Below are 19,619 nucleotides of genomic sequence, written 5' to 3' on the forward strand. Positions count from 1 at the left end.
TCCGATCAGGTGGGGCGGCCCTTGTGCTGGATGTACTGGTTGGCCTTGGCGACCATGGCCGCGAGGTCGGGGGGATACAGGTCGTGCAGCGTTGCCTCGACCATTTCGAGAACGTCTTGGATCTGGCTGTGCGTGGCGACACCGTCATGGCTGCCCACATTGCCGACCCACTTGGCGGCCATCAGGAAGTCGGCATGCGGCCCGGGCCGTTGTTTGGCGAAATCCTTCAGGCGGGCGTCCAGCGAGCCGGCCGGCGCAATCTGCAGCGCATCCATCAGCCGCTCCAGCGCGACGCGCACCGCGTTGGCCGCGAGCCCCGGCAGGGCCCAGTACGCCGCGAAGGCCTGCTCCAGCGGTGCGCGCACCGGGGGCGGACACGCTGGCGGGATGGCGATCAGCGGGATCGGCGGCACGAAGTACTCGGGGTAGAACGCCTCGGTGATGAACTCGTCCCCCTCGATCTCCCACGGCTGCTCCGGATGGTACCGGCCCACGCCCATGACGCCGTCGCCGCAGCGCCGGCACTTGAGCATCATGCTGTACCGGCCGCTGTCATCGGCTTGGGTGAAGCTGTAGTCCGGCCGATTCCACAGTGCCTTGGTCTCAGCATCCATTGCCGTTCGCAGGCTGTCGGGGACGAGCTGCAGCGTGCCCGTGCAGCCGCCCTGCGTGCAGGGCCAGTGGGGAAGGCGATCGCGGGTGTGGTAGAACTCGAAGCGTTCCGGATGCATGGCGGCGGCATGAGAGAAGAGGGGCGGCGGCATTGTACGATAGCGGCTTGTGGCGCTGCCGCGCCCCCTCCCAAATCGCCATGCGTACCCGCGCCGACAGCACCCGCCAATACCTGCTCGATCATCCCGACGTCGTGGCCCGGCTGCGCGATCGCACGCTGCTGGCCAAGGATCTGGCTGCGCAGCTGGGGGTACATTTCAACACGGTGAGCAAGGCACTCACTGGGCTGGATCTCTCGGTCAACACAGGGGCGGTCAGCACCGCACGCCGGGCGGCGTCTCAAGCGAGGCAGGCGCGCACTGCCCAGCTGCAGGCGCTCGCGCAGGCGGTGGAGGCGGGCCGGTTGAATGTCGACGACGCTGCGCAGGAAGGGGGCTGCAGCCGGGACACGATCTATCGGCTGCTGCGGGCCCGGAAGGGGGCCACGTCGGCCCAGACCGGCAGGGCTGACGCCTGACTCCGCCGGTGAGCGCGGCTCAGGCCGGGCGGCTCACCTGCGTGGAGCGCACGCCCTTGTACTCGTCGTGCTTCTTGATCGTCGCGCGGAAGGTGATGACGGTGCCCCGTTCGCCGAGGGCCTTGCTGCCGATGTAGGTCACGAGATCTGTGCCGCAACGCACCTTGGTGATCCACGGGCTCCACTCGTCCTTCTGGTAGGCCGTCACGACTTCGCCGGTGAAGTCGCGACGCTCGCCCACGGTGCCGATGAAATTGGACTGCGTATCGAGCGCGGCGCGCTCGGCGCGGGCGGCATCGCGCTTGGCGATCAGCCCCTTGTCCAGTGCCACGCCCATGCAGGCAGCGGCCAGCACGTCCGTCACATAGTCGGGCGCTTCCTCGCGGGTCTTGTCGGCCCAGAAGAGCAGGTAAGAGTCGGGGGCGTCGGCAATCGCGGTGTTGGCGTGCTTGCCGAACGGGAAATAACCGTCCTCGATCCGCTCGACGGCCAGCGTGTCCTTGACCGACAGCCGACCCCGACGCTTGAATGCCGTGTGTTGGGGATCCGCGTCGAACACGATCTTGAAGTGCTCCGACTCGCGGATGCGCTCGCGCATTCCCTCGACAAACTCGGCGGCCTTCTGGACGGCGCGCTCGGCGTCGGCCGCCAGCGTGCACAGATAGTAATCCGGGTCGGGGGCGTAGGGCGATCGCGCGATGCGCTCCGGCACCATGTCCCGGCGGCAGCGCAGCGTGTAGAACGCGCCCTTGCGGCCGAGCGAGATGTAGTAGGTCTGCACGATCATTGTGACGGGTGCAGCGCCGGCATCGGAGGACTGGTTGTCGGACATGGGATCGCGGAGGATGGTGGAGGACATGTGCAAGCCGGCGGACCGCCGGATCAGGCCGCCAACGCTGTGAGCTTGGCCAGCAGCGCAGTGGCCTGCTGCGCACTGCAGTTGCAGGCAGGGGACTTGGCCTGCATGGCTTCGAAATCCCGGTTGAAGGCCTCGCGGGTCTCGGGCGAGATGCGCCCGCCCCGGCCGGCACGTGGACCATTGCCGAACACCTGCTGCATGTGGCGCTGGTGCAGTTCCAGCGAACAGCTCCGCTCGTGTCGTGGCGCTGCCAGCAGCTGGCCGACCGTGTCGATCACTTCCTTGGCCAGCGCACGCTGGCCGGCGTCAAACGGCTGGATTCCCATGGTCGATGCTCCTTTGGCGAGACGGGCAGTATGCGCCCTGATGGAGTTATCGTAAAGTATCATAACGATACCTGCAAGCCCCTACTGAAGGCGCTGGGTCGCCGAGTAGACCGTGTACATCGGCGTGTCGCCAAGCCAACTGCTCAGGCTGGCTTGCATTTGGACGGGGTGGGTCATGTCCGCGCTCCGTGCAATCAGCGGATCGGGTCGTGGATCGCTTCCACTGTCGCGCGATCACGCACCACGTACTGGTTGTGGGCAAAGGCCGTGCAGAACGTGTCCGCGTCATGATAGTCGTTAAAGCCGGCAACGATGTGCTTGGTGTCCTTGTGAATGGCGTACCACGCGAAGACGGTTGGCATCGGAATCTGTCCTTGTCTTGTCCGGGGAATCGGCTCAGGAGAATTGCTTGTAGCCACGCAGGGCCGCGTCGTAGCGCTCGGCTGCCTTGTACAGTTCTTCCTCGGCTTCCAGATATGCCTTGCCGATCTTGGTGCGGCCGTCGATCTTCGCCGGGCGCATCGTTCCCAGCGGGCCGAGCATCGCGAACAGAAACCGTGTGACGCTGCCGCTGAAGCCGTCACGGATCAGGCCCCACACCATCTCTGCCGCGTGGCGGGCTTGATTGCTGTTCGTGATGTCGCTCTTGTCGATACGAAATGCGCGTTCCATGTTGCTTCCCCTTGGGTATTGCGTTGCATTCATCCGGCAATCTTGCTGCTCGCCGGTGCAGCGTTTGAACGAACTGTATAGCACTCAATGAGTGTTTGGCAAGGGGTCTAAAAATATTCTTTCAATGCAATCGAAAAAGATTGCGCAAAAGTTTTTAGCCTCCTACGATGCGAGCCATGACATCAACGCGCCGTCGCGCCGGACCAAGGGTCAGGCGGGCAGCTTCAGGGGAATCCTCATCATGGCCAACAAACATTACGTGATCGCGCTGGACAACACCTTTGCACCCAACCTCGGCGGTGTGGCAAAAGGCACCGTGGTCTCCGCGCATGCCGAGATGGATCCGGCACGCGCAAGCGTCGAGAAACACAACCGCTACAACCACGCGTCGCACCTGAAGCCGCTGTATGGCGTGGTGCAAAGCCACACAAGCCTTACCAAGGGCGAGGCGTATCCGGAGCTCGCCGACCAGTTCCATGTGGACAAGTTCGACGCAGATGCGGTCCATTGCATCAAGTGCGTGTTGAATCCCGGTTGGCGCGGCGGCCGGCCAGTGACCGACGAAGAGATCGGCTGGATGGTCGAGCATCTGGGCACGCCGCTGGACGTGCTGCGCATCCGCTATGAGGAGCGCGCGCAGGCGGAGCTCGATGCGATGCATGTGAACCGCATCGAGCTCGCAGAAAAGACGGCGCGGGTGCGTGCGGTGGGCGAGGCCCTGAGCGCCGAGCGCAGCCAGTTTTCGTATTCGTTTCCGGCGGTGGCCGGCATGCAGGCCGGGCGCGCCTACTACGCGGCACAGGTGCCGTATCACGCGCTGGTCAAGCTCTTCCGCTTTGACGAGGAGGAGGCGGTACCGGCGCACCTGCGGGCGCAGCGCGTGCTCAACGAGCGGCGCGCCGAGGCGATCGGCGAGTACATGGTCGACAACCCGACGGGTTATGTGCTGCCCGCGATCACGGCCAGCGTGTCGGCGCAGATGTCGTTCGAGTCGACCCCGGTGCCGGGTGCGGGCGGCCGCATTGGCGTGCTGTATATCCCGATGGATGCCACGCTGCTGATTAACGACGGCCAGCATCGTCGGCGCGGCATCGAGCAGGCGATTGCGCGCCGCCCTGAACTCGCCGACGAGACCGTGACGGTCACCATCTATTTCGACGAAGGGCTGGAACGCTCGCAGCAGATGTTTGCCGACATCAACGGCCGGCAGGTGAAACCGTCGTCCGCGATCAACGCGCTGTACGACCGCCGCAACCCGTTCAATGCGTGGGTGCTGTCGGTGATCGACGTGGTGCCGGGCCTGCGCTCGCGCATCGACGTGGAGAACACCACGGTACCGGCCAAGTCGGTGAAGCTGTGGAGCCTGATCGCCTTCAAGAAATTCCTGTCGATCCTGACCGGCGTCACCGAGGCCAACGTGACCACCATCGACGCCGCGAAGCTGCAAGAGATCGACGCGTTCGTGCTGGCGTTCTTCGAGGCGTGCGGCACGCACATCCCGCACTGGCAGGCCATGATGGCCGGCGCGATCAGCGCCTACGAGGTGCGCGAGGGCATGGTGATCGGCCACACCGTGTGGCTGGAGGCGCTGGGGGTCTTCGCCCGCCGCGCGCTCTTCACGGGCTACGTGATGAATCACGGCGAGACCGAGACGGGTGTCATCCGTCCCGAGCTCGCGGTGTGGGAGCGCATGGAGGCGCTGACCAAGATTGACCCGCGCAAGGAGTCCCGGATGTGGGACGGCCGTTGCGTGGTGCTCGGCAAGATGCAGAAGACCAGCGACGGCATCAAGGGCACGGTCATCCGCCTGCTGCGGCTGGCCAACGTGTCGCTTACCCCTGAGCTGCACACGCTTGCCAAGCGTCTGGAAGCCTGACGATTGCTTTGACTGATTGACGACGACCCGAGGACCACCATGAACACGACACCATTGAGCGCGAGCCCGCTGATCCCCACGGCCGCGAGCCTGCGCGTTGCGCGCACCACGCTCGCCGAGCAGATCCAGACCATCAAGCGGGCAGGCGGCCGCCCGCCGGTGACCGATCCCGTCATCACGCCGTTCGTGCGCGCGCTCGTGGCCGATGGCTTCACGATCCAGACCACCCGGAGCGGGTGCGACGCACTGGGTACCTGCCCGACGTGCCAGAACCGGTATCTGCACACGGCGGTGCGCGCTGGCGTGGCTCACGCGGTGTGCCCGCACTGCCGTGACGCGGCGGACCGGCAAGCCACGTCCTGAGGCCGCAAAAGGGCCACACAAGCGTCCCTACAAGGTAGGATGTTGGGCGGTGACGACGGTCGCGACCGTCGATGCGCCGCTGCCTCAAATCCTTACACCTATGACCCCTGCCGACACCCCGGATGCGCCGGACTATCCGCTGACCGCCGAGACCTTGGCGGCGATGCTGCGCGTGACGCGCATCGAGAGCCCTGCCATGCAGCAGGCACTGCACGACTATCTGATACTGGGCGATACGCAGCAGGCGGCCGCCGAGCGCTATGGCTACGCGCGACAGCAGCTCGCGGTGCGCGCCCGCGTCGTCGTCGAAAAACTCAAGCCGGCCTTCGATGCCTATGCGGCCCATGTGAGCGCCGCGAAGCGCAGTCGCCGGCGGGGCGCCTGAGGGCGGCCGATCCTCTCTTATTCGAACGCATTTCGACGTATTGGAGTTGCCAGATGGAATTCACTGCGATGCAGGGGTGGACCCTTACTGGCGTCACGGCAGCGGTGGCCGTGGCGTGGTGGGCGACGGGCGCCATCGCCCGTGCGCGCGCGCGGCGGCTTCGTGCCGAGGTCATGGCGGGGCTGGCCGCGATGGACGCGGCGGAGGACCCGTTTGACGAGGCGGGGCGGCTCAAGGACTTGGTGATGGCGCCGCTGCAGTCGCAGCGCCCGCCGCACCTGCGGGGGTATGTGGGGTGCGAGCGGGGCTATGCGCCCGTCGACGGCCCACGGGCGCAGCGCGCCGGCGTGTGAGCGTCTGACGTCGAGCACCAGATTGCCAGCGCCCGGAAAGCTCGCCCATGACGAGGCTGGGCCTTCTCGTTAAAGTATCATTGTGATACTCTTGTTCCATTGACTCCACACCGGCGGCGCGCGCCGCCGAGTCTGCCTCGAAGGATTGCCATCATGACGCGCTATGCCCTGTTCCTGACCCTGCTGGCCGCCGCTGCTGCGTATGCCCCAGCGGCCCACGCGGGTACGGGGGACACGCCTGCGCACGGCGCCGGCGGGCGCTATGTGGCCACCTCCGCCGATACGAGCCTTGCCAAGATGGTGGGTCGCTGGACCGCCGAGGACGGCCGTCAGATCGTCTGGGGCGCACCCTACGATGTGCCGGTGATCCGGCCGCAGGCGCTTTCCGCGCGCCTGCACCTCGAACGTGCTACGCAGCCCGAGGCGGCGATCGAACGCCTCAACGGCATGCTGGCGACCGAGTATCCCGAGGTGTCGCCGCTGCAGACGTGCCGCTTCGCGCAGGGCGCGGTGGCAGCTGTCGTGCGGCCCGTGACCGAGGACTGCGCAGCGCCTGTGGTGGGCAGGTAAGACAGGCAATGCCATGATCGACCTCGTCCAAGCGGTCCAGACCGTCTTTGCAAAGAGTGCGCTGACCGACCTGCAACGCTGGTTGGGGCCGCTGCCTAAGGGCGGGTTCTGGCATGTGATCTCCGACTATGTGTTCGAGGATCCGAAGAAGAACGACACGGCGGCCTTCGTCTTTCTCCTGCACCACGACAAGCTCGATACGATCCTCGACTACATCCAGCACATCGCGCCCAAGGACATCAAGGAGACGCGTACCCCCGCCGAGGGCATGCTGAACTACCTGAACTCGCCGGTGGTCTTCACGGTGAGCTTCGTGCTCGATGATGATTCACGCTTCATGCAACCCTTCGCGCGTCCGCAGGACAAGGTGGCCCAGCTCGAAGAGTTCGGGCAGATCGCCGAGAACATGGGCGCGCTGTCAGGTGAGCCACAACGGGAGTACTTCGCGGCCGTCCGAAAACGCCTCGCCGCGTTTGCCCGGGATCTGCGCCAGAAGGGCAACCAGAAGCTCGCGCGCAAAGTTTTTATTCTGGCCGCGTTCGCCGCCGTGCTCCTCGACTATCTGGATCAGGTCGTAGACCCGAAAGCGGTTGGCTGGACGTCGGACCGGGACGCCATCATCGCCCACCATGACGGCATCGTGTGGGATATCGCATCGCTGCTCTTTTACCTGATGAAGTCGAACCGCGCCGCACCGGGGGCCAACGCGATCGATGATCCGAAGCTCGTGCACGTGACGCCGTCCGTCTCGGGGGACAACTATCTGGACCCGCTGATCCGCATGGCGGATTACATGGCCGGTACGGTGGCGGACATGGACCTGCCGACCGGCGCCTTTGCACACCCGAAGTTCGCGGCGGTGGCGCAGGCCTGTCTGGTCGATGCACCCAACCATGTCGTGCTGTCGGTGGCATGGGTGGGGGATGGCTTCCGGGTGCGTCGCCATGCAATCCGTACAGACGTTTTGCCAGAGGACCCCGCACCCGTAACCTAAGCCGCGCCTTGGCTTGGCAAGGCGCGCGCCTCCAGTGACGTGTTGAACTCGGACACGCTCACGTCGCAACACTCGGCCGTTTTGACGGCTACCAGCCGATGCGGACCAGATCGTTGAGGACGTCCCGCATGCGCGGGTCGGGCAGCGCGAGCAGCTTGGCGTGCAGTCCTCGCGCCACCGGCTGCGGGAACACTTGGTTCACGAGGCGCGGCGTGCGCATGACTTCTTCCCACGTGCGCAGCAGCAGCCGATAGGTGGCGGTGTCCACGATGAGCATGCCGCTGAAACCGGGCAGCGTCGTGCCGTCGAGCAGGCCGGCGCTGGGATCGGCGCGCGGGAAAACTATCAGTTGCGGGCGAAAGGCGGTCTGTGCACTGAGCAGCAGCAGCCGCCAGTCGTCGGACGCCTCGCGCGGGTCCAATGGAACCACTTCGCGGGCGAAGCCGGGGGGCGCGTCTTCTGTGAGCCAGCGGTAGACCAAGGCGACGGTCGCGGGATGGTCGTTGGCCACAAGCGCGTAGCTGCACCGGGGACCCGGGAGCGGCCCATCGTCACCCAGACGCTGGTTCACGCCCAGCAGGGTGAGCAACTTGCGTTGCGCGGGAGGTGGCAGGGCTTTGCCTTGTGCAAGGGAGGCCGAGAGTTCCTGTTCGCCCGTGCCAATCGTGCGCGCAATCAGATCGAGTGACAGCGGCCAGCAGGCCAGCAGTGGGGCGACAACCTGCTGCAGGTAGTCACGCTCGCGCCGGTCGCGTGGCGAGCGAGGACGGCTTGGAACAACGAGGCCGAGCGCTACCGCGCGGGATCTGAGCGTGGCAGTACTGCACCCCAGTTCGGCGGCGAGGTCCTTGGCGAGCTTCCGGCCATAGTCGGTACGGATCCGGGCGTCGTCCTCGGGCGACCAATGACGTGCGCGCGCCGTGCCCGGCAGCGTATTGGTGGTGGAGTCAGCGGTGGGATGGGCGGGCACGGGCAAGGGCACGGACGGGTCTCGGAAGACCTGCACGAAGTCGGGCAGGCGTTGGGTGCGCAAGTATAGCGCCCGGGCATCGGCGGCCGAGGGTTGTGCAGCGTTGCCGGCCGTTGGCGTCTCGGGGTCAGTTGGCGGCGCCCAAGGTCGGCTGCAACTCGCCAGTGCGCGCGACGATGGCCTCGACATGCGAGGGGTCTACCATGGGCAGCACCGTGCAGAGCCCGCCTTTCTCCAGCGTGCGTTCGATGGCCTTGGGCAGCCCCGCTGACAGGACGGTCGGGAGATCGATGGCGGGTATGGTAAGCCCACCGGTGAGGCCCCATGTGCCCCACACCACCACGAACTGGAAGTGTGGCATCGCCTCCCATGTCTGGAACGCGCTGCTGGCGACGCGCGCCTGCAGCTCTTCAGGCCCGCGCTTGAGCTGCGCCAGCGCGCGACGTCCCGATTCCGAACGATCAAGGATGAAGCAGTAGTGCTTCGCCTCAGCGGCCAGTGCGATCTGCGTGTCGTAATCCGGCCGGCTTTCGCCCGCGTCCCTACGCCGTTTTGCCTCTCCCATCTTCGCCCTCCCGGTGGTGATTGCTTCGCGTCTGAGTTCTCACCGTAGTACGAAATCCAGCAATTGCCAGCGCGAGTTGGGTTGGCAACTCTGGCGCCGGATGTCGCAAAGTGGCGCAAGCCTCTGTCTGGTAAGAACTTAATTAGCGCGGCGGAGGGCGTGCGTAAGAACTTTATTTGTCGCTTCGGCGCGACAGCACGAAGAATCAAGGGCTTAGGGGCCATCTGGTAAGAGCTTTATTTGCTGGTAAGGACTTAATTCGCATGCGTGATCGCATGCGTGATAATTAAGTTCTTACCGGCGGCGTGGCCACGCCGCGACGCTCACGCCTTCAACGATGGTGGGTGTACCACTCAAAGCCCGTGATCTCGGGATAGGCGCCACTGTCAAACTGCGCCTCGAACCAGTCCCGGTTGTCGTCCACCTCCGCCCGGGCCTCCAGAGCGTCGACGCCCAGTCGCGTGAGTTCGCGCTCGACCTTGGCCAGCCAGCGATCAAAATCCATAACAGTGTCCTTTCGGTAGGGTCAGTCGGGGGCGGCGCGGTGCAGCAGCGCGCGCCGCAGAGACAGATACGCTTCGATCGAGGCCTCATCCCAGTCATGCTCGAACTTGGCAATCTCGCGCACGGCGGTATCGAACTCGTCCGGTGTCGCGCCCGTGAGCCGGATCGCCACGCGGTCGGCGAGGACTTCCTCGTGCAGGCGGGCGAGCTCGGAGCGCGCGAGGAGCGACACCCAGCGGCGCTGGAAGTGGCCGCACTCGTGCGCCACGGCAATGCGCAGCAGCCGCTCAGGCGCGTGCAGGATCGTGCGGACTGGCACGACGATCCGGTTGCGGATCGGGGCGTAGTAGAGGACGTCCAGCGAGAGCCGTACAGTGGGCGCACGGCGCTTGCCCAGCGCCTCGGCGTAGCCGTCGACCCAGCCCTGCACCTCCTTCACGCGGGCAACCAGTGTCTCGCGCGCGGCGGCGTCGAGGCTATTCACCCACTGCAGGGTCTCGGCACGCTGCGCCCCGGCGCTGCGATCGGGGCTGCTGGCGCTGCCGGTCGGCGTCGTCACCATGGCTCGGTCGGGTCCTTGGTGTCGGAGGGCGACGACGCAGCCGTTTCCGGCGGCACGTAGCCCTCCGGCCGGCGCTCGTTGCTGTCTGCCACGATCCGGTCCAGCTCGGACATCCATTGCGCCATGGTCAGGTGGTTCAGACGATAGACGCTGACGGCCGACGAATAAGCCCATTCCACCGACGAGCCCCAGAAGTACAGGGATTCCTTGTCCTGCTCCAGCGTGGCATCGATGCCACGGGCCCGGATGGCCTGATTGACGGCCTTGAGCGTGAGGCGTTTGGGGTGGCTCTCTGTCATGATCGAGTGGGCGTCTCGTCGGAGTGGCTGGGGGACGTCACAAGTCGAAGTCGGGACCGGAGGTGCGTGCGGCGAGCCGCGCGGATGCAGCGGCAGCGGGCGCAGCCGTCGCAGCTGGGTCGGCGTCCGGCAGCGTCATCACATAGCGAGGAAACGCTTCGCGATCCTGCTTGGTCACAGGCAAGCCGTCGGCCTTGGCAAACGTCAGGATCTGGCCCGAATCCTCCAGTTCCACCTGCACGCGCTTTTCCGTCTCCGCTACCACGCGTGCCGTGCGCGGTGTCGGATCCATGCCGGTGGTCGGGCGCAGCGTCACGACGCGATCCAGCCACGGCGTAGGCGCGGGCAGCGGCACCACTTCGGGCTCACCGAAGGGCCGGCGTTCGTTGCTGTCGGCAATGATCCTGTCCAGCCACTCCATCCACTGGTCCAAGCTCAGATGGTTCAGACGGAACGTCGGGACGGCGTCGCTGAAGGCCCACTGGACCGCTGTCCCGGAAAAGTAATAGTAGCCCTCGCCTTGGTAGAGGATGGCATCGACGCCCCGCGCCTTGATGGCCGCGTTGATGGCAGCGAGCGTGAGCTTCTTGGCGGTATCGGTCATGGCGTGTGGGCCTGCTCAGGCGGTCGAGTCTGGCGTCATGGCGGGCTCACATGTCGAAGTCTGGGCCGGCATCGCGGGCCTTCTGGCGCTGCTGCGCGGCGTCGATGCTGACGAGTGCCTTGCGCAGCAGTTCGATGTGCATGGTCATGCCGTCCATCTTGAACTGCGGCCGGGAAATCATCATCGACGTGCGGGCGGCGATGGTGCGCCCGCAGATCGAGGCCTCGTGCCAGACGCTGGGCGTGGCCTTGGCGGTCGCGATCAGGGCGTCCAGTTGCTGCTGCGGACCCGGCTCGCCGGCCGGCGCAGCGGGCTCGGCCGCGTCCGCTGCGAGGGGGGCGACGGGCGCAGTCAGTGCGGGGGCCGTCGTGCTCGCCTCAGGCGCGTCGGCCTCGGGATGATCGGCTTCGGGATACTCGGCAATCCAGTCCCGCAGGACGCTCACATGCACGGTCTGGGCCCCCATCTTGAACTGCTGGCCCAGCATCGAGCTGCGGCAGCGGATCTCGCGGTCGTAGATGGTCGTGCTCTGCCACGCGCCCGGCGCGGCCTTGGCGGCGGCAATCAGGTCGTTCAGCAGTTGGGTACCGGCTTTCTCGATGGTGGGCATAAGGCGTTCCGTAGTGGGGCGGGGCCGCTGTGTGGCCTGCATGAGCTGCAGTGTAAAGTATCAAAACGATACTCGCAAGCGTTTCCGGCCGACCCCCTCCATGCATTATCGCCGCACCGCCGGCGGGCGGGGGGAAGCGGTGATCCGTGGCGGCCCGAGTGGCGTGCGCGGAGCCTGCCAGCGTTGGCGGGCGATGCCTGCCCCGTGCCTACCGGGCGGCAGCCGGCGCGCTGGCGGCGGTGGTGGCGGTGGTGGCGGTGGTGGCGGGGTTGGAGCCGGTGAGGGGGGTGCCGGGCTCGACCGGGAACCCGGCGCGGCACAGATCACGTCCCTTGCCGCCGAGTGCATCGGGCGTGAAGGCGATCACACAGTGCGCTTCGCGCGCGAGCAGGTCTGCGACCGATTCGCGGCGGCTGTGCGCGGCCAGTGTGAGGTCGATCGCCAGCACGACGAGGGCGATCAGCACGATGCCGAGACTGCGGCGCAGGAAGGGGGAGCGGGTCATCGTGTCAGGCGTGTCAGGCGTGTCAGGGGTGTCAGGCCGCTGGCGTGGGTGTGCGGGGCCGTGATCGCTGGGCCGTTATGGCTGGGCCGTGAAACCGGGCACCTCGGCGCGGCACAGGGCGCGGGCGAGGCCGAAGGCGGCCTCTGGCGTGTGGGCGTGCATGCAGCGCGCCTCGCGCTGGGCCACGTCGAGCACGGACCCGCCTTGTTCGGGCGCGCTGAGCAGCAGCACCATGCCGGTGCCGGTGATGGCGACGAGCAGAACGACAGAGAGGATACGCAGCGGCTGGAAGCGGGCCATGGTGGATGCAGGTGAGGGGCGCTTGGGCGCCATTATCGCAAAGGTGGCGGGCGCCCGGGATCCGGCAGGGCACGTTCCTAAAGATTGCCGTGCGCCAGCACCGGAAAGCACGCCCGTTACGAGGCGGGGGCCGTGCGGTCTTGTCGCTCGGCGAGCTCCCGCCGCGCACGCTCCAGCGCGTGCGCGAGCGCCAGCTGCTCGCTCTGCATCGCCGACCGTGCCGCGCGAATCAGGTCCTCAGCGTGTTGCAGCGCCTCGCCCGGGGTCATGTGCAGGCGTAACTGGCGCGCGATGGCAAAGTCGCCCGACTCGTGGAACGTCACTTCCACCCCGAGCGGATAGGGCGAGCCGTTGTGGATGGTGGGCAGGGCCACGTCGATCAACGTGGTCGTGGTGGTCTTGCGGGCGTGGAACTTCTCTTCGATCTTCATGGGCGGGTCCGGGGCGTCAGGGCGGAGTCGGGGGGGCCGGGGAAAGGGTCAGCGCAGGGAGTAGACGTAGACCCACGCTGGAAAGCCCTCGCCGCGACCGCCGTCGATGCCGACGCGGGCGCGCGCGAGGCGAAAGCGCTTGGCCATCAGGCTCAGATCCCGCCCGAGCTGATCGCACTTGTGCGCGCCGTACGGCATGGGCACGTAGCTGGCGCCGGTGGCCTCGATGTAGTCATCCACGAAGTCGCGGTCCAGCACGTCGACGGAAATGGGCGTGGTGCCACGCTGATGGGTCCGCAGGTAGCTGACGATCCAGTCGTAGCGGGCCTGCGGGGCCATCCGTGGCGTGGCGGTTGCCGGAGCAGCCGGAGCAGCCGTTGCAGCCGGTGCAGTCGCCGGGGGCAGCGCAGCGCTTGTGGCGGCGTCAGGCGTTGGGGCAGCGTCCTGCGGCGTGGCCACGGGGGCGGGAAACGGGTAGGTCATGACAGGGCTCGACAGGGGCGAAACAGGGATACGGAGAACCCCGCCATTGTGCAGCAACGGCGGGGTGAAATCATCGGTCAGTGCAACGCGGGCGGCGCGTCGGCGTGGGCGCCGGGCACCGGCACGGCGGCCATCACGAAATCGATGTGGTCCAGCAGCTCGATCGCGTCGCCCGGGTCCTCGTCCGGGGCGGTGGGCCCGGCCACATGGCTGCGTGCCTCGGCCAACAGCGCGTACAGGGTGGCGAAGCTCGGTAGCTGCACGTGGGCGAGGATGGCATCGGCCCGTGTGATCGCTTCGAGCTGACGGGGTGTGAGCAGGTTGATGAACAATTCGCTTTTCATGGGAAGTTCCGGGGTCGGTCGTTATGCAGGGATAGGGGTGCGCTTGCCGAACTCGGCGCGCACCGGGATCTCGATGGCCGCCGGCGGCAGCGTCTTGCCATCGGCCTGTTGCGGGGTGGTGGCGTGGGCAATCCACGCGTCCAGCGCGTCGAACGTCATCGCCTGCACCGCGTTGCCGGCGCGGCACGTGATGAGCTCCTGCGGGTCGATGTTCGACAGCCACATGCGGTCGGCGCCCGTGCGGCGGCGCTGGATGGCGATCGCCTCTTCGGGGCTGCCGGCGGCCACGTAGATCGTTTCGAACTTCACCGCGTCGCCCTCGCCCACGGCCTGCGCCGTGAAAAACGTGTAGATCCCCACGGTCGGCGCCGGGGCGTGCTGCGGGTCGCGTGCCTGCGCATGCAGGGCGGCCACGCTGGCCTGCATGGCGTTGCTGAGCGGAAAGCCGTCGTCACCGATGATGTCGTAGGTGTTGCCACCGTGATTCTTGTTGAGGAGCGCCGCGAGGAAGGTCACCGCGTCGCCGGGCAGGAAGCAGGCGGCAATCGGGTTGCGCGTGTTCGCGTTGATGACGACGTACGGCAGGTCGTTGAGCTGGGGTTTCATGGTCGTGGCGGTCCGTGGAGAGCGGTCAGGGGGGGGCAGGGGTTCCGGGGGGGTTCAGGCGGGCGCCCCGGGGGCCTGCCAGATCGTGAGATGCACGCGTTGCGTGGCCGTGAGCCGCGCACAGGCGGCCTTGGCGGCGTTGGTGTTGAGCGCCACGCCGATGAGCCACTGCTCCTTGTGCAGACGCTCCAGCTTGAAGCGGCGGCCACCGACGGCCTGCACGATGCGGTAGCGGCCGGTCTGGATCTTTTCGAGGAGGGTCTGGGCATTCATGGTCGTGGGCGCAGGCAATGAGGGGTCAGACGGCGTCGATGAAGTCGCGGGCGAGCGAGAAGTCGATATTCCAGCCCCACTCCTCGCGCAGCTTGGTCTGCAGGAAGGCGGCCGCATCGGCCGGGTCGCTTTCTTGGGTCTTGCAGTGCTGGGCTACGAAGCGCAGGGCTTCCGGCAGGCATTTGATTTTCATGGTGGGCGTCCTCGGGGGAAAGATTCAGGCGTGAGCCATCGTGGCCGGCGTGGCGGCCTTCGGGTAGACGTGATACAGGCCGCCGCCTTGGCGCTCGGTGCGATAGCCCCGGGCGGCCAGCGCGCGGACCGTGCTGGTGCCGTAGGGCTTGTAGCGGCCGGTCTCCACCGACGAGAACGCTTGCCCCGCCTTGAAGGCCAGCTCGACTGCGCGCAGGAGCGTTTCGAGCGGCGTTGCGTGCAGCGCGAGGCCGAGAAACTGACGCATCTCGTTCACGTTGCGCATGGCCTTGGCGGCCGACAGGTCCATCAGCGCATCAAACGCGGTACCGGTCTGCCACAGGCGCAGCGCAACCAACCGGCGCGGCTTTGCGTGCTGGCTGTAGCGGATCAGGTCGACGTGGAACTCGCTGTGCTCGGCGGTGTAGCCGGCGGCGATGGCCTCCTGCACCATCTGGGCTTTTTCGGGGCTCACGTTCTTCAGGTCCATCGTCATCCGTCCTTCGGCTTTCAGCGTTGTTTTCATCGTCGCAGCACTCAATGAGTGTTGCCATGGAACGGACTTTAAACCACTCAATGAGTGTTATGCAAGAAATATTTTCAGGCGAGGGGATTGTCGCGGGCGGGACCAATGAAAAAGCCCCGCAGAGTGCGGGGCTTCGTGTGGCTGCGAAACGCGGGGGCGGATTCGATCAGGGGCTGGGCGAGGTGTCGGCCGATTTTTTCTTGGCTTCGGTCGCGGTCACGTTCTTGGCGTGCAGGTCGTCGGCGTTCTCGCAGCTCACGCGGTACTCCTCCAAGCACTGGCCGATGGCCGCGCGCAGCGCCTTTTCCGGCTGCTCGGTGTGCAAGGCGTCCTGCAGGTAGGAGACCAGACGGCCGGCGGCCATCTCGCGGGCACTCGGGTTGGTCGCTCCGGCGTCGTCGGCGTCTTCGTCGGTGATGCGGTACTCGTCCAAGCACAGTTCGATGGCCTTGCGCAGGGCCCGTTCCGTCTGGTTGGCGCGCCGCAACGCGTCTTCCACGTAATACACCAGACGGCGGGCGGCCATGTCGCGGGTGCTCAGGTCGTTCAGTCCCGTGTCGGCGATGCTCTTGGTGCTCATGGTAGCTTCCTTGCGTGCTGGATTGTGGAGGGTGCGATGTGGGCGCAGTGCGAAATCAGGCTGCGTCTTCGCTGTCGTCACGCTCGCTGGGGCGCTCGCCGACCCACTCGATCCGGGGCCAGTACAGGACCGTGTCAGTGCCGAGATTGTCGAGCTTGGCGGCGGCCATGAGCGGCACCAGCTCGGCGTGCATCGGCACGTTAGCGGCCATGACCTTGGCCACGGCCTCGGGCAGGTTCGACACGATCACGGCCACGCAGGAGCGGCCATACATGTTGCGACCGCTGTAGTCCTCGGGCGTGAGGCCCGCCGCCTGCAGCGCTTGTGTCAGTTCGTCAAAGGTCATGATGGGCTTGAAGTGGAAAGGGGAGTAATTCAGCCGAAGATCCGCTGACTCTCTTCGGGCGAGAGCACGACGGCTGGACCGACGACGGGCTCGCCGCCCATCAGCGCGGTGGCCAGTGTGTTGAGCGGCAGCTGGCGCGGTCCGCCGTCCTCGTCGACGGCGATGGAGCGGCCGTCAGCGAGCCGGAAGCGCGTGACGAAGCCGTTGACGTGTTGTCTGACGAGATCGAAGGCTGCCTGCTCGTCGTCGGGAAGGGTCAGGGTCTCTCGCGAGAGGTCGGGGCGGAGGACTTCAGCCATGTTGGGTCTCAGAGAATGTGTTGGGATAGGGATCAGGCGTCGACCTTCTCGACGTCGGCTTCGTTCCAGTAGCGGCAGCAATGCAGGTCGCGCTGCAGAAAGAGCCCACCTTCGATGTCGGAGAGGCGGCTTTGCACGACAGCGGTACGATGGTTATCGCGGCCCTCGATGCGCAGGGTCGAACTGCGCAGGCTGGCTTTGAGACGGACGGTATCGCCGGGCTGAATGGTCTGGGGGGTCATGGCTGCGGTCTCGATCGTTTGGGGAGCGTCGGGTCGGGGGGGGCTCAGAGGTCGAGGCTCGGGCTGGTCGCGGGCGCACGGCCGGCTGGTGCCGGTTCGGCAGCGCGGTGCGTGTTGACTGCGTCGATCACCATCTTGCGCAGGTGGGCGGCCGAGATGACTTCGAAAGCTTTGTTCTGCACGATGTGTTCGCCTTCGGGGGATACCGCATCGTAGTATGTCTTGCCGTTGTCAGTGCTGATCTCGTAGCCGTGGGTGCCCTCATGGACGGACAGGGATCTGACGTGCGTGACTTGCATGGTTCCAGTGCTCCGGCGGAAATGGGTGACAGGGTGAATGGTGTTGGAGATCTGGCCTTGCCAATGCGGCGAAAGCGTTCCCGTTGCGAAGCATCGTATAACACTCATTGAGTGTTAGCAAGCCCCCCCGGCGCATTGCCGGGGCATGCCCCGCGTGATACCACCAGCTTACCGCGCCGGCGCGCGGCTGGCAGCCCCTGCCATCGTCGTCCGCGAAGCTTACCGCAGGTCGTGGGGCATACTGGTGTCCCTCAGGATCCACTTCGGGAGGCTTGACCGATGTGCAACAACTACCTGCCAGTGCAGGCGCAGCTCCTGCGTGACGTCTATGGCGTCGAGCCGCCGCCACAGGCCTATCCGGCCGAAACGTGGCCCGACTACATGGCGCCGATCGTGCGGCTCGACGGCGACGGGCGGCCGGCCGCCACGGTGGCCAACTTCGGGCTGGTGCCGAAGGCGCGGATGCCCAAGACGATCAAGCCGTTTGACACCACCAACGCGCGCAGCGAGACGCTGGGCGAGCGGCGCACGTTCTCGGGGCCGTGGAAAGCGCTGCAACTGTGCGTCATTCCCGCCGTCGCCGTCTTCGAACCCAATTACGAGCCGACCAACGGGCTGGAGGGCAAGCGGTCCGTGCGGTACCGGATCTGGCTGCAGGACCAGCCTGTGTTTGGCATTGCAGGACTCTGGCGCGAGTGGCCGGATGGCTTTGTCTCGATGACCATGATTACCGTGAATGGGGACCAGCATTCGCTCATGCGGCGCATGCACGCGCCGGGCAAGGAAAAACGCTCGGTGGTGATGCTGCCCGGGGACCAGTGGCAGGACTGGCTGCGCTGCCGCAACGAGGAAGAGGCGCGCAGCTTCTTCAGGCTTTACCCGGCCGGGCAGATGGAGACCGCGCCGGCACCCCGGCAGGCCCGGTCGCCCAAGGTCACGCCGCCGGACGCCCCGCAGGCCGGGACGCTCTTCGAGTAACCGCCGTCGCTCGCTTATACTGTATAAACATACAGTATTCTGTGGAGAGCGGGGATGTGGGCGGAGGTCATGAAACTGCGGCTGGAGGGGCGCGTGCTGCACCGGGGCTGGTGGGGCGCGCAGACGCTCTTCCGGGGCCAGTTGGTGCTGGGCCAGCGGCCGGATCACCACACGCACCGGTACTCGATGCAGGCTTGGATGCAGAGCAGTCCACATCAGGACCCGAAGGCATTGGGCGTGCTGTACGACGCCGAGGTGCTCTGGATCGACGGGGAGGCGATGTGCCTGACCGGCTATGAGCGCGACACCTTCATGATGCGCGAGATGCGCCAGTCGTGGCTGGTGCGGGCGATTCCCTTGGCGCAGGTCAACGCGGCGCCGGGGCCCGGCCGGGGACCGGCCGTGATGGCGCACACTGTGGCGCCCGGGGCACCGGATGCGGACAAAGCCAACGCCGACAGCGCAGACGCCGGCTAAACTGCGCGGGTATCCGCTGTGGGGGAAGCAGCATGAGACGATCGCACACGTGGCATGGCGTCACCCTGCATGCCGGCATGCACCTCTGGTCCAACCCGGCCCGACGCGGTACGGCGTCGGCCGTCGTAGTGGTGATGCGTGCGCCGACGCTGTTCGATCTGGTGGTGCTCGCCGAGAGCCAGCCGGTCGACGCACTACGGCAGATCAACGATCGCCTGTTTGCGCAGGGCGAGATCACCGCGCTCCAGCGGGCGCGCACCCATGACTTCCTCGACCGTATCGCCCGGGTCAACGCGGCCGGCGCCGCCGCTGCGCGGGACGACGGCCCGGCTCCCTGACGTCGGCCTTACGGTCCGGCGCGTTCAGCCGTTGTCAGCGCAATCCAGCACGACCGCTTTTTTTGCAACAGGGCCGCGCACGTGGCACGGCCACGGCACCGGGGTGTGCAGCGGCCCGGAGCATCGGCCTCAGGCCGGGGACCTTACTGGAGCTCAACCGTGCTCGGCGTTGTCCAGCGCTTCCAGCGCCTCGGTGGCGTCCTCCAGATTCACGAGGCCTTCGAGCCAGCCCAGCGCCGTATCCATGTTGCTGACGGCCGCCTGCATGTTCTGGCCGCGCTCGCCGCCCTGCAGCGATTCGGACAGGTTGTTGAAGGCTTCGTCTTCGCTGTCGCGGATCTCCTGCAGGGTCTCGCGGGCCTGCTCGGCGTCGGCCTTCAGCTTCTCGACCGTGGCACGCATGGCCTCCACATCCTTCCACAGTTGGGCCAGTTGCTTGCGTCGCTTGTCATTCATGATGCGCTTCCTTTCGTATGTCCGGCGGGGCCGGTGCGGTTGGGGTATGGAGGACATCGTAGCCAGCAGCTGATCCTTTCGCAAGTATCAAAACGATACCCTCAAAGAGTGCTTCAGTTCGCAAGAATGAGGTTTTTTGCGCGATTGGCATCAGCCGGCCAGAAACGGCGTTCCCGGGGAAATGCGAAAGCGGGGATCCGATCCGAAAACGGCAGAAATGGACTCCCCATGGGGACTTGGCGC

At 66.3% G+C, this 19,619-nt stretch carries 37 protein-coding genes; 10 read left to right on the forward strand and 27 right to left on the reverse strand.

The features are described 5' to 3' along the window. Window positions 1-5 precede the first annotated feature (5 nt). Window positions 6-731 (reverse strand): DUF4145 domain-containing protein, encoded by a 726-nt coding sequence (locus ACOABP_RS31980; RefSeq protein ID WP_474231461.1) that lies wholly within the window; start codon window positions 729-731, stop codon window positions 6-8. Window positions 732-811: 80 nt separating this feature from the next. On the opposite strand from ACOABP_RS31980, the gene ACOABP_RS31985 reads away from it, so the two are divergent. Next, a complete protein-coding gene (locus ACOABP_RS31985; RefSeq protein WP_474231462.1) occupies window positions 812-1,189 on the forward strand; it encodes a hypothetical protein in 378 nt (125 codons plus the stop codon). Between the two features lie 19 nt (window positions 1,190-1,208). Here ACOABP_RS31985 and ACOABP_RS31990 read toward each other — a convergent pair whose 3' ends face one another. The 4 genes from ACOABP_RS31990 to ACOABP_RS32005 all read right to left on the reverse strand — a co-directional run bounded on the left by ACOABP_RS31990 (window position 1,209) and on the right by ACOABP_RS32005 (window position 3,046). Beyond that, on the reverse strand, window positions 1,209-2,048 hold the full coding sequence (locus ACOABP_RS31990) for a hypothetical protein (RefSeq protein ID WP_474231463.1): 840 nt from the start codon (window positions 2,046-2,048) through the stop codon (window positions 1,209-1,211). 23 nt (window positions 2,049-2,071) lie between these two features. Next, window positions 2,072-2,374, reverse strand: coding sequence for a hypothetical protein (locus ACOABP_RS31995; RefSeq protein ID WP_474231465.1), 303 nt, complete (start codon window positions 2,372-2,374; stop codon window positions 2,072-2,074). Between the two features lie 194 nt (window positions 2,375-2,568). After that, window positions 2,569-2,736 (reverse strand): hypothetical protein, encoded by a 168-nt coding sequence (locus ACOABP_RS32000; RefSeq protein ID WP_474231467.1) that lies wholly within the window; start codon window positions 2,734-2,736, stop codon window positions 2,569-2,571. A 34-nt stretch (window positions 2,737-2,770) separates the two neighbouring features. Further along, window positions 2,771-3,046 (reverse strand): hypothetical protein, encoded by a 276-nt coding sequence (locus ACOABP_RS32005; protein ID WP_474231468.1) that lies wholly within the window; start codon window positions 3,044-3,046, stop codon window positions 2,771-2,773. A gap of 91 nt (window positions 3,047-3,137) precedes the next feature. On the opposite strand from ACOABP_RS32005, the gene ACOABP_RS32010 reads away from it, so the two are divergent. The 6 genes from ACOABP_RS32010 to ACOABP_RS32035 all read left to right on the forward strand — a co-directional run bounded on the left by ACOABP_RS32010 (window position 3,138) and on the right by ACOABP_RS32035 (window position 7,587). Further along, window positions 3,138-4,922 (forward strand): DNA sulfur modification protein DndB, encoded by a 1,785-nt coding sequence (locus ACOABP_RS32010; RefSeq protein ID WP_474231470.1) that lies wholly within the window; start codon window positions 3,138-3,140, stop codon window positions 4,920-4,922. Between the two features lie 39 nt (window positions 4,923-4,961). Next, window positions 4,962-5,285, forward strand: coding sequence for a hypothetical protein (locus tag ACOABP_RS32015; RefSeq protein ID WP_474231472.1), 324 nt, complete (start codon window positions 4,962-4,964; stop codon window positions 5,283-5,285). A gap of 49 nt (window positions 5,286-5,334) precedes the next feature. Continuing rightward, window positions 5,335-5,670 carry a hypothetical protein gene (locus tag ACOABP_RS32020; RefSeq protein WP_474231473.1) on the forward strand — a complete coding sequence of 112 codons (336 nt, stop codon included), beginning with the start codon at window positions 5,335-5,337 and terminating at the stop codon, window positions 5,668-5,670. 53 nt (window positions 5,671-5,723) lie between these two features. Next, window positions 5,724-6,023: a hypothetical protein gene (locus tag ACOABP_RS32025; RefSeq protein WP_474231474.1), complete on the forward strand. Its 300-nt coding sequence runs from the start codon at window positions 5,724-5,726 to the stop codon at window positions 6,021-6,023. A gap of 153 nt (window positions 6,024-6,176) precedes the next feature. After that, window positions 6,177-6,593: a hypothetical protein gene (locus tag ACOABP_RS32030; RefSeq protein ID WP_474231475.1), complete on the forward strand. Its 417-nt coding sequence runs from the start codon at window positions 6,177-6,179 to the stop codon at window positions 6,591-6,593. Window positions 6,594-6,606: 13 nt separating this feature from the next. Beyond that, window positions 6,607-7,587 (forward strand): hypothetical protein, encoded by a 981-nt coding sequence (locus tag ACOABP_RS32035; RefSeq protein ID WP_474231477.1) that lies wholly within the window; start codon window positions 6,607-6,609, stop codon window positions 7,585-7,587. An 88-nt stretch (window positions 7,588-7,675) separates the two neighbouring features. Here the strand turns inward: ACOABP_RS32035 and ACOABP_RS32040 are convergent, their stop codons facing one another. The 21 genes from ACOABP_RS32040 to ACOABP_RS32140 all read right to left on the reverse strand — a co-directional run bounded on the left by ACOABP_RS32040 (window position 7,676) and on the right by ACOABP_RS32140 (window position 17,127). After that, window positions 7,676-8,620 (reverse strand): hypothetical protein, encoded by a 945-nt coding sequence (locus ACOABP_RS32040; protein WP_474231479.1) that lies wholly within the window; start codon window positions 8,618-8,620, stop codon window positions 7,676-7,678. Window positions 8,621-8,684: 64 nt separating this feature from the next. Further along, the gene (locus ACOABP_RS32045; protein WP_474231481.1) at window positions 8,685-9,122 is read right to left on the reverse strand and encodes a hypothetical protein; all 438 of its coding nucleotides are present in this window, start codon (window positions 9,120-9,122) and stop codon (window positions 8,685-8,687) included. 331 nt (window positions 9,123-9,453) lie between these two features. After that, complete coding sequence (locus tag ACOABP_RS32050) at window positions 9,454-9,627, reverse strand: hypothetical protein (RefSeq protein WP_474231482.1); 174 nt, start codon at window positions 9,625-9,627, stop codon at window positions 9,454-9,456. 21 nt (window positions 9,628-9,648) lie between these two features. Beyond that, the gene (locus ACOABP_RS32055) at window positions 9,649-10,110 is read right to left on the reverse strand and encodes a hypothetical protein (protein ID WP_474231484.1); all 462 of its coding nucleotides are present in this window, start codon (window positions 10,108-10,110) and stop codon (window positions 9,649-9,651) included. A 71-nt stretch (window positions 10,111-10,181) separates the two neighbouring features. Then, entirely contained in the window at window positions 10,182-10,487 is a 306-nt protein-coding gene (locus tag ACOABP_RS32060; protein WP_474231485.1) for a hypothetical protein, read from the reverse strand. Between the two features lie 37 nt (window positions 10,488-10,524). Then, window positions 10,525-11,091: a hypothetical protein gene (locus ACOABP_RS32065; protein ID WP_474231486.1), complete on the reverse strand. Its 567-nt coding sequence runs from the start codon at window positions 11,089-11,091 to the stop codon at window positions 10,525-10,527. A gap of 46 nt (window positions 11,092-11,137) precedes the next feature. Beyond that, a complete protein-coding gene (locus tag ACOABP_RS32070; protein ID WP_474231487.1) occupies window positions 11,138-11,701 on the reverse strand; it encodes a hypothetical protein in 564 nt (187 codons plus the stop codon). 208 nt (window positions 11,702-11,909) lie between these two features. Beyond that, window positions 11,910-12,206, reverse strand: a complete 297-nt coding sequence (locus ACOABP_RS32075; protein WP_474231489.1) for a hypothetical protein — start codon at window positions 12,204-12,206, stop codon at window positions 11,910-11,912. 75 nt (window positions 12,207-12,281) lie between these two features. After that, window positions 12,282-12,506: a hypothetical protein gene (locus tag ACOABP_RS32080; RefSeq protein WP_474231490.1), complete on the reverse strand. Its 225-nt coding sequence runs from the start codon at window positions 12,504-12,506 to the stop codon at window positions 12,282-12,284. Between the two features lie 116 nt (window positions 12,507-12,622). Continuing rightward, window positions 12,623-12,937 (reverse strand): hypothetical protein, encoded by a 315-nt coding sequence (locus ACOABP_RS32085; protein ID WP_474231492.1) that lies wholly within the window; start codon window positions 12,935-12,937, stop codon window positions 12,623-12,625. 48 nt (window positions 12,938-12,985) lie between these two features. After that, complete coding sequence (locus ACOABP_RS32090) at window positions 12,986-13,420, reverse strand: hypothetical protein (RefSeq protein WP_474231494.1); 435 nt, start codon at window positions 13,418-13,420, stop codon at window positions 12,986-12,988. A 77-nt stretch (window positions 13,421-13,497) separates the two neighbouring features. After that, complete coding sequence (locus tag ACOABP_RS32095) at window positions 13,498-13,764, reverse strand: hypothetical protein (protein ID WP_474231496.1); 267 nt, start codon at window positions 13,762-13,764, stop codon at window positions 13,498-13,500. Window positions 13,765-13,785: 21 nt separating this feature from the next. After that, window positions 13,786-14,370: a hypothetical protein gene (locus tag ACOABP_RS32100; RefSeq protein ID WP_474231498.1), complete on the reverse strand. Its 585-nt coding sequence runs from the start codon at window positions 14,368-14,370 to the stop codon at window positions 13,786-13,788. Window positions 14,371-14,424: 54 nt separating this feature from the next. Beyond that, the gene (locus ACOABP_RS32105) at window positions 14,425-14,643 is read right to left on the reverse strand and encodes a hypothetical protein (protein WP_474231499.1); all 219 of its coding nucleotides are present in this window, start codon (window positions 14,641-14,643) and stop codon (window positions 14,425-14,427) included. 25 nt (window positions 14,644-14,668) lie between these two features. Further along, complete coding sequence (locus ACOABP_RS32110) at window positions 14,669-14,836, reverse strand: hypothetical protein (RefSeq protein WP_474231500.1); 168 nt, start codon at window positions 14,834-14,836, stop codon at window positions 14,669-14,671. 24 nt (window positions 14,837-14,860) lie between these two features. Next, the gene (locus ACOABP_RS32115) at window positions 14,861-15,361 is read right to left on the reverse strand and encodes a hypothetical protein (RefSeq protein ID WP_474231502.1); all 501 of its coding nucleotides are present in this window, start codon (window positions 15,359-15,361) and stop codon (window positions 14,861-14,863) included. A 166-nt stretch (window positions 15,362-15,527) separates the two neighbouring features. Beyond that, window positions 15,528-15,941 (reverse strand): hypothetical protein, encoded by a 414-nt coding sequence (locus ACOABP_RS32120; RefSeq protein ID WP_474231504.1) that lies wholly within the window; start codon window positions 15,939-15,941, stop codon window positions 15,528-15,530. Between the two features lie 55 nt (window positions 15,942-15,996). Continuing rightward, window positions 15,997-16,287, reverse strand: coding sequence for a hypothetical protein (locus ACOABP_RS32125; RefSeq protein WP_474231505.1), 291 nt, complete (start codon window positions 16,285-16,287; stop codon window positions 15,997-15,999). Window positions 16,288-16,316: 29 nt separating this feature from the next. Then, window positions 16,317-16,586 (reverse strand): DUF3846 domain-containing protein, encoded by a 270-nt coding sequence (locus tag ACOABP_RS32130; RefSeq protein WP_474231506.1) that lies wholly within the window; start codon window positions 16,584-16,586, stop codon window positions 16,317-16,319. A 32-nt stretch (window positions 16,587-16,618) separates the two neighbouring features. Then, window positions 16,619-16,828: a hypothetical protein gene (locus ACOABP_RS32135; RefSeq protein ID WP_474231508.1), complete on the reverse strand. Its 210-nt coding sequence runs from the start codon at window positions 16,826-16,828 to the stop codon at window positions 16,619-16,621. Window positions 16,829-16,872: 44 nt separating this feature from the next. Next, window positions 16,873-17,127 (reverse strand): hypothetical protein, encoded by a 255-nt coding sequence (locus tag ACOABP_RS32140; RefSeq protein ID WP_474231510.1) that lies wholly within the window; start codon window positions 17,125-17,127, stop codon window positions 16,873-16,875. A gap of 279 nt (window positions 17,128-17,406) precedes the next feature. Between ACOABP_RS32140 and ACOABP_RS32145 the strand changes: the two genes are divergently transcribed. The 3 genes from ACOABP_RS32145 to ACOABP_RS32155 all read left to right on the forward strand — a co-directional run bounded on the left by ACOABP_RS32145 (window position 17,407) and on the right by ACOABP_RS32155 (window position 18,920). Continuing rightward, the gene (locus ACOABP_RS32145) at window positions 17,407-18,105 is read left to right on the forward strand and encodes an SOS response-associated peptidase (protein WP_474231511.1); all 699 of its coding nucleotides are present in this window, start codon (window positions 17,407-17,409) and stop codon (window positions 18,103-18,105) included. 69 nt (window positions 18,106-18,174) lie between these two features. After that, complete coding sequence (locus ACOABP_RS32150; protein ID WP_474231513.1) at window positions 18,175-18,582, forward strand: hypothetical protein; 408 nt, start codon at window positions 18,175-18,177, stop codon at window positions 18,580-18,582. A 32-nt stretch (window positions 18,583-18,614) separates the two neighbouring features. After that, window positions 18,615-18,920, forward strand: coding sequence for a hypothetical protein (locus tag ACOABP_RS32155; protein ID WP_474231514.1), 306 nt, complete (start codon window positions 18,615-18,617; stop codon window positions 18,918-18,920). Between the two features lie 153 nt (window positions 18,921-19,073). Here ACOABP_RS32155 and ACOABP_RS32160 read toward each other — a convergent pair whose 3' ends face one another. Continuing rightward, a complete protein-coding gene (locus ACOABP_RS32160) occupies window positions 19,074-19,376 on the reverse strand; it encodes a hypothetical protein (RefSeq protein WP_474231516.1) in 303 nt (100 codons plus the stop codon). Window positions 19,377-19,619 lie beyond the last annotated feature (243 nt).

This window comes from Cupriavidus sp. HE11, from assembly GCF_056097175.1.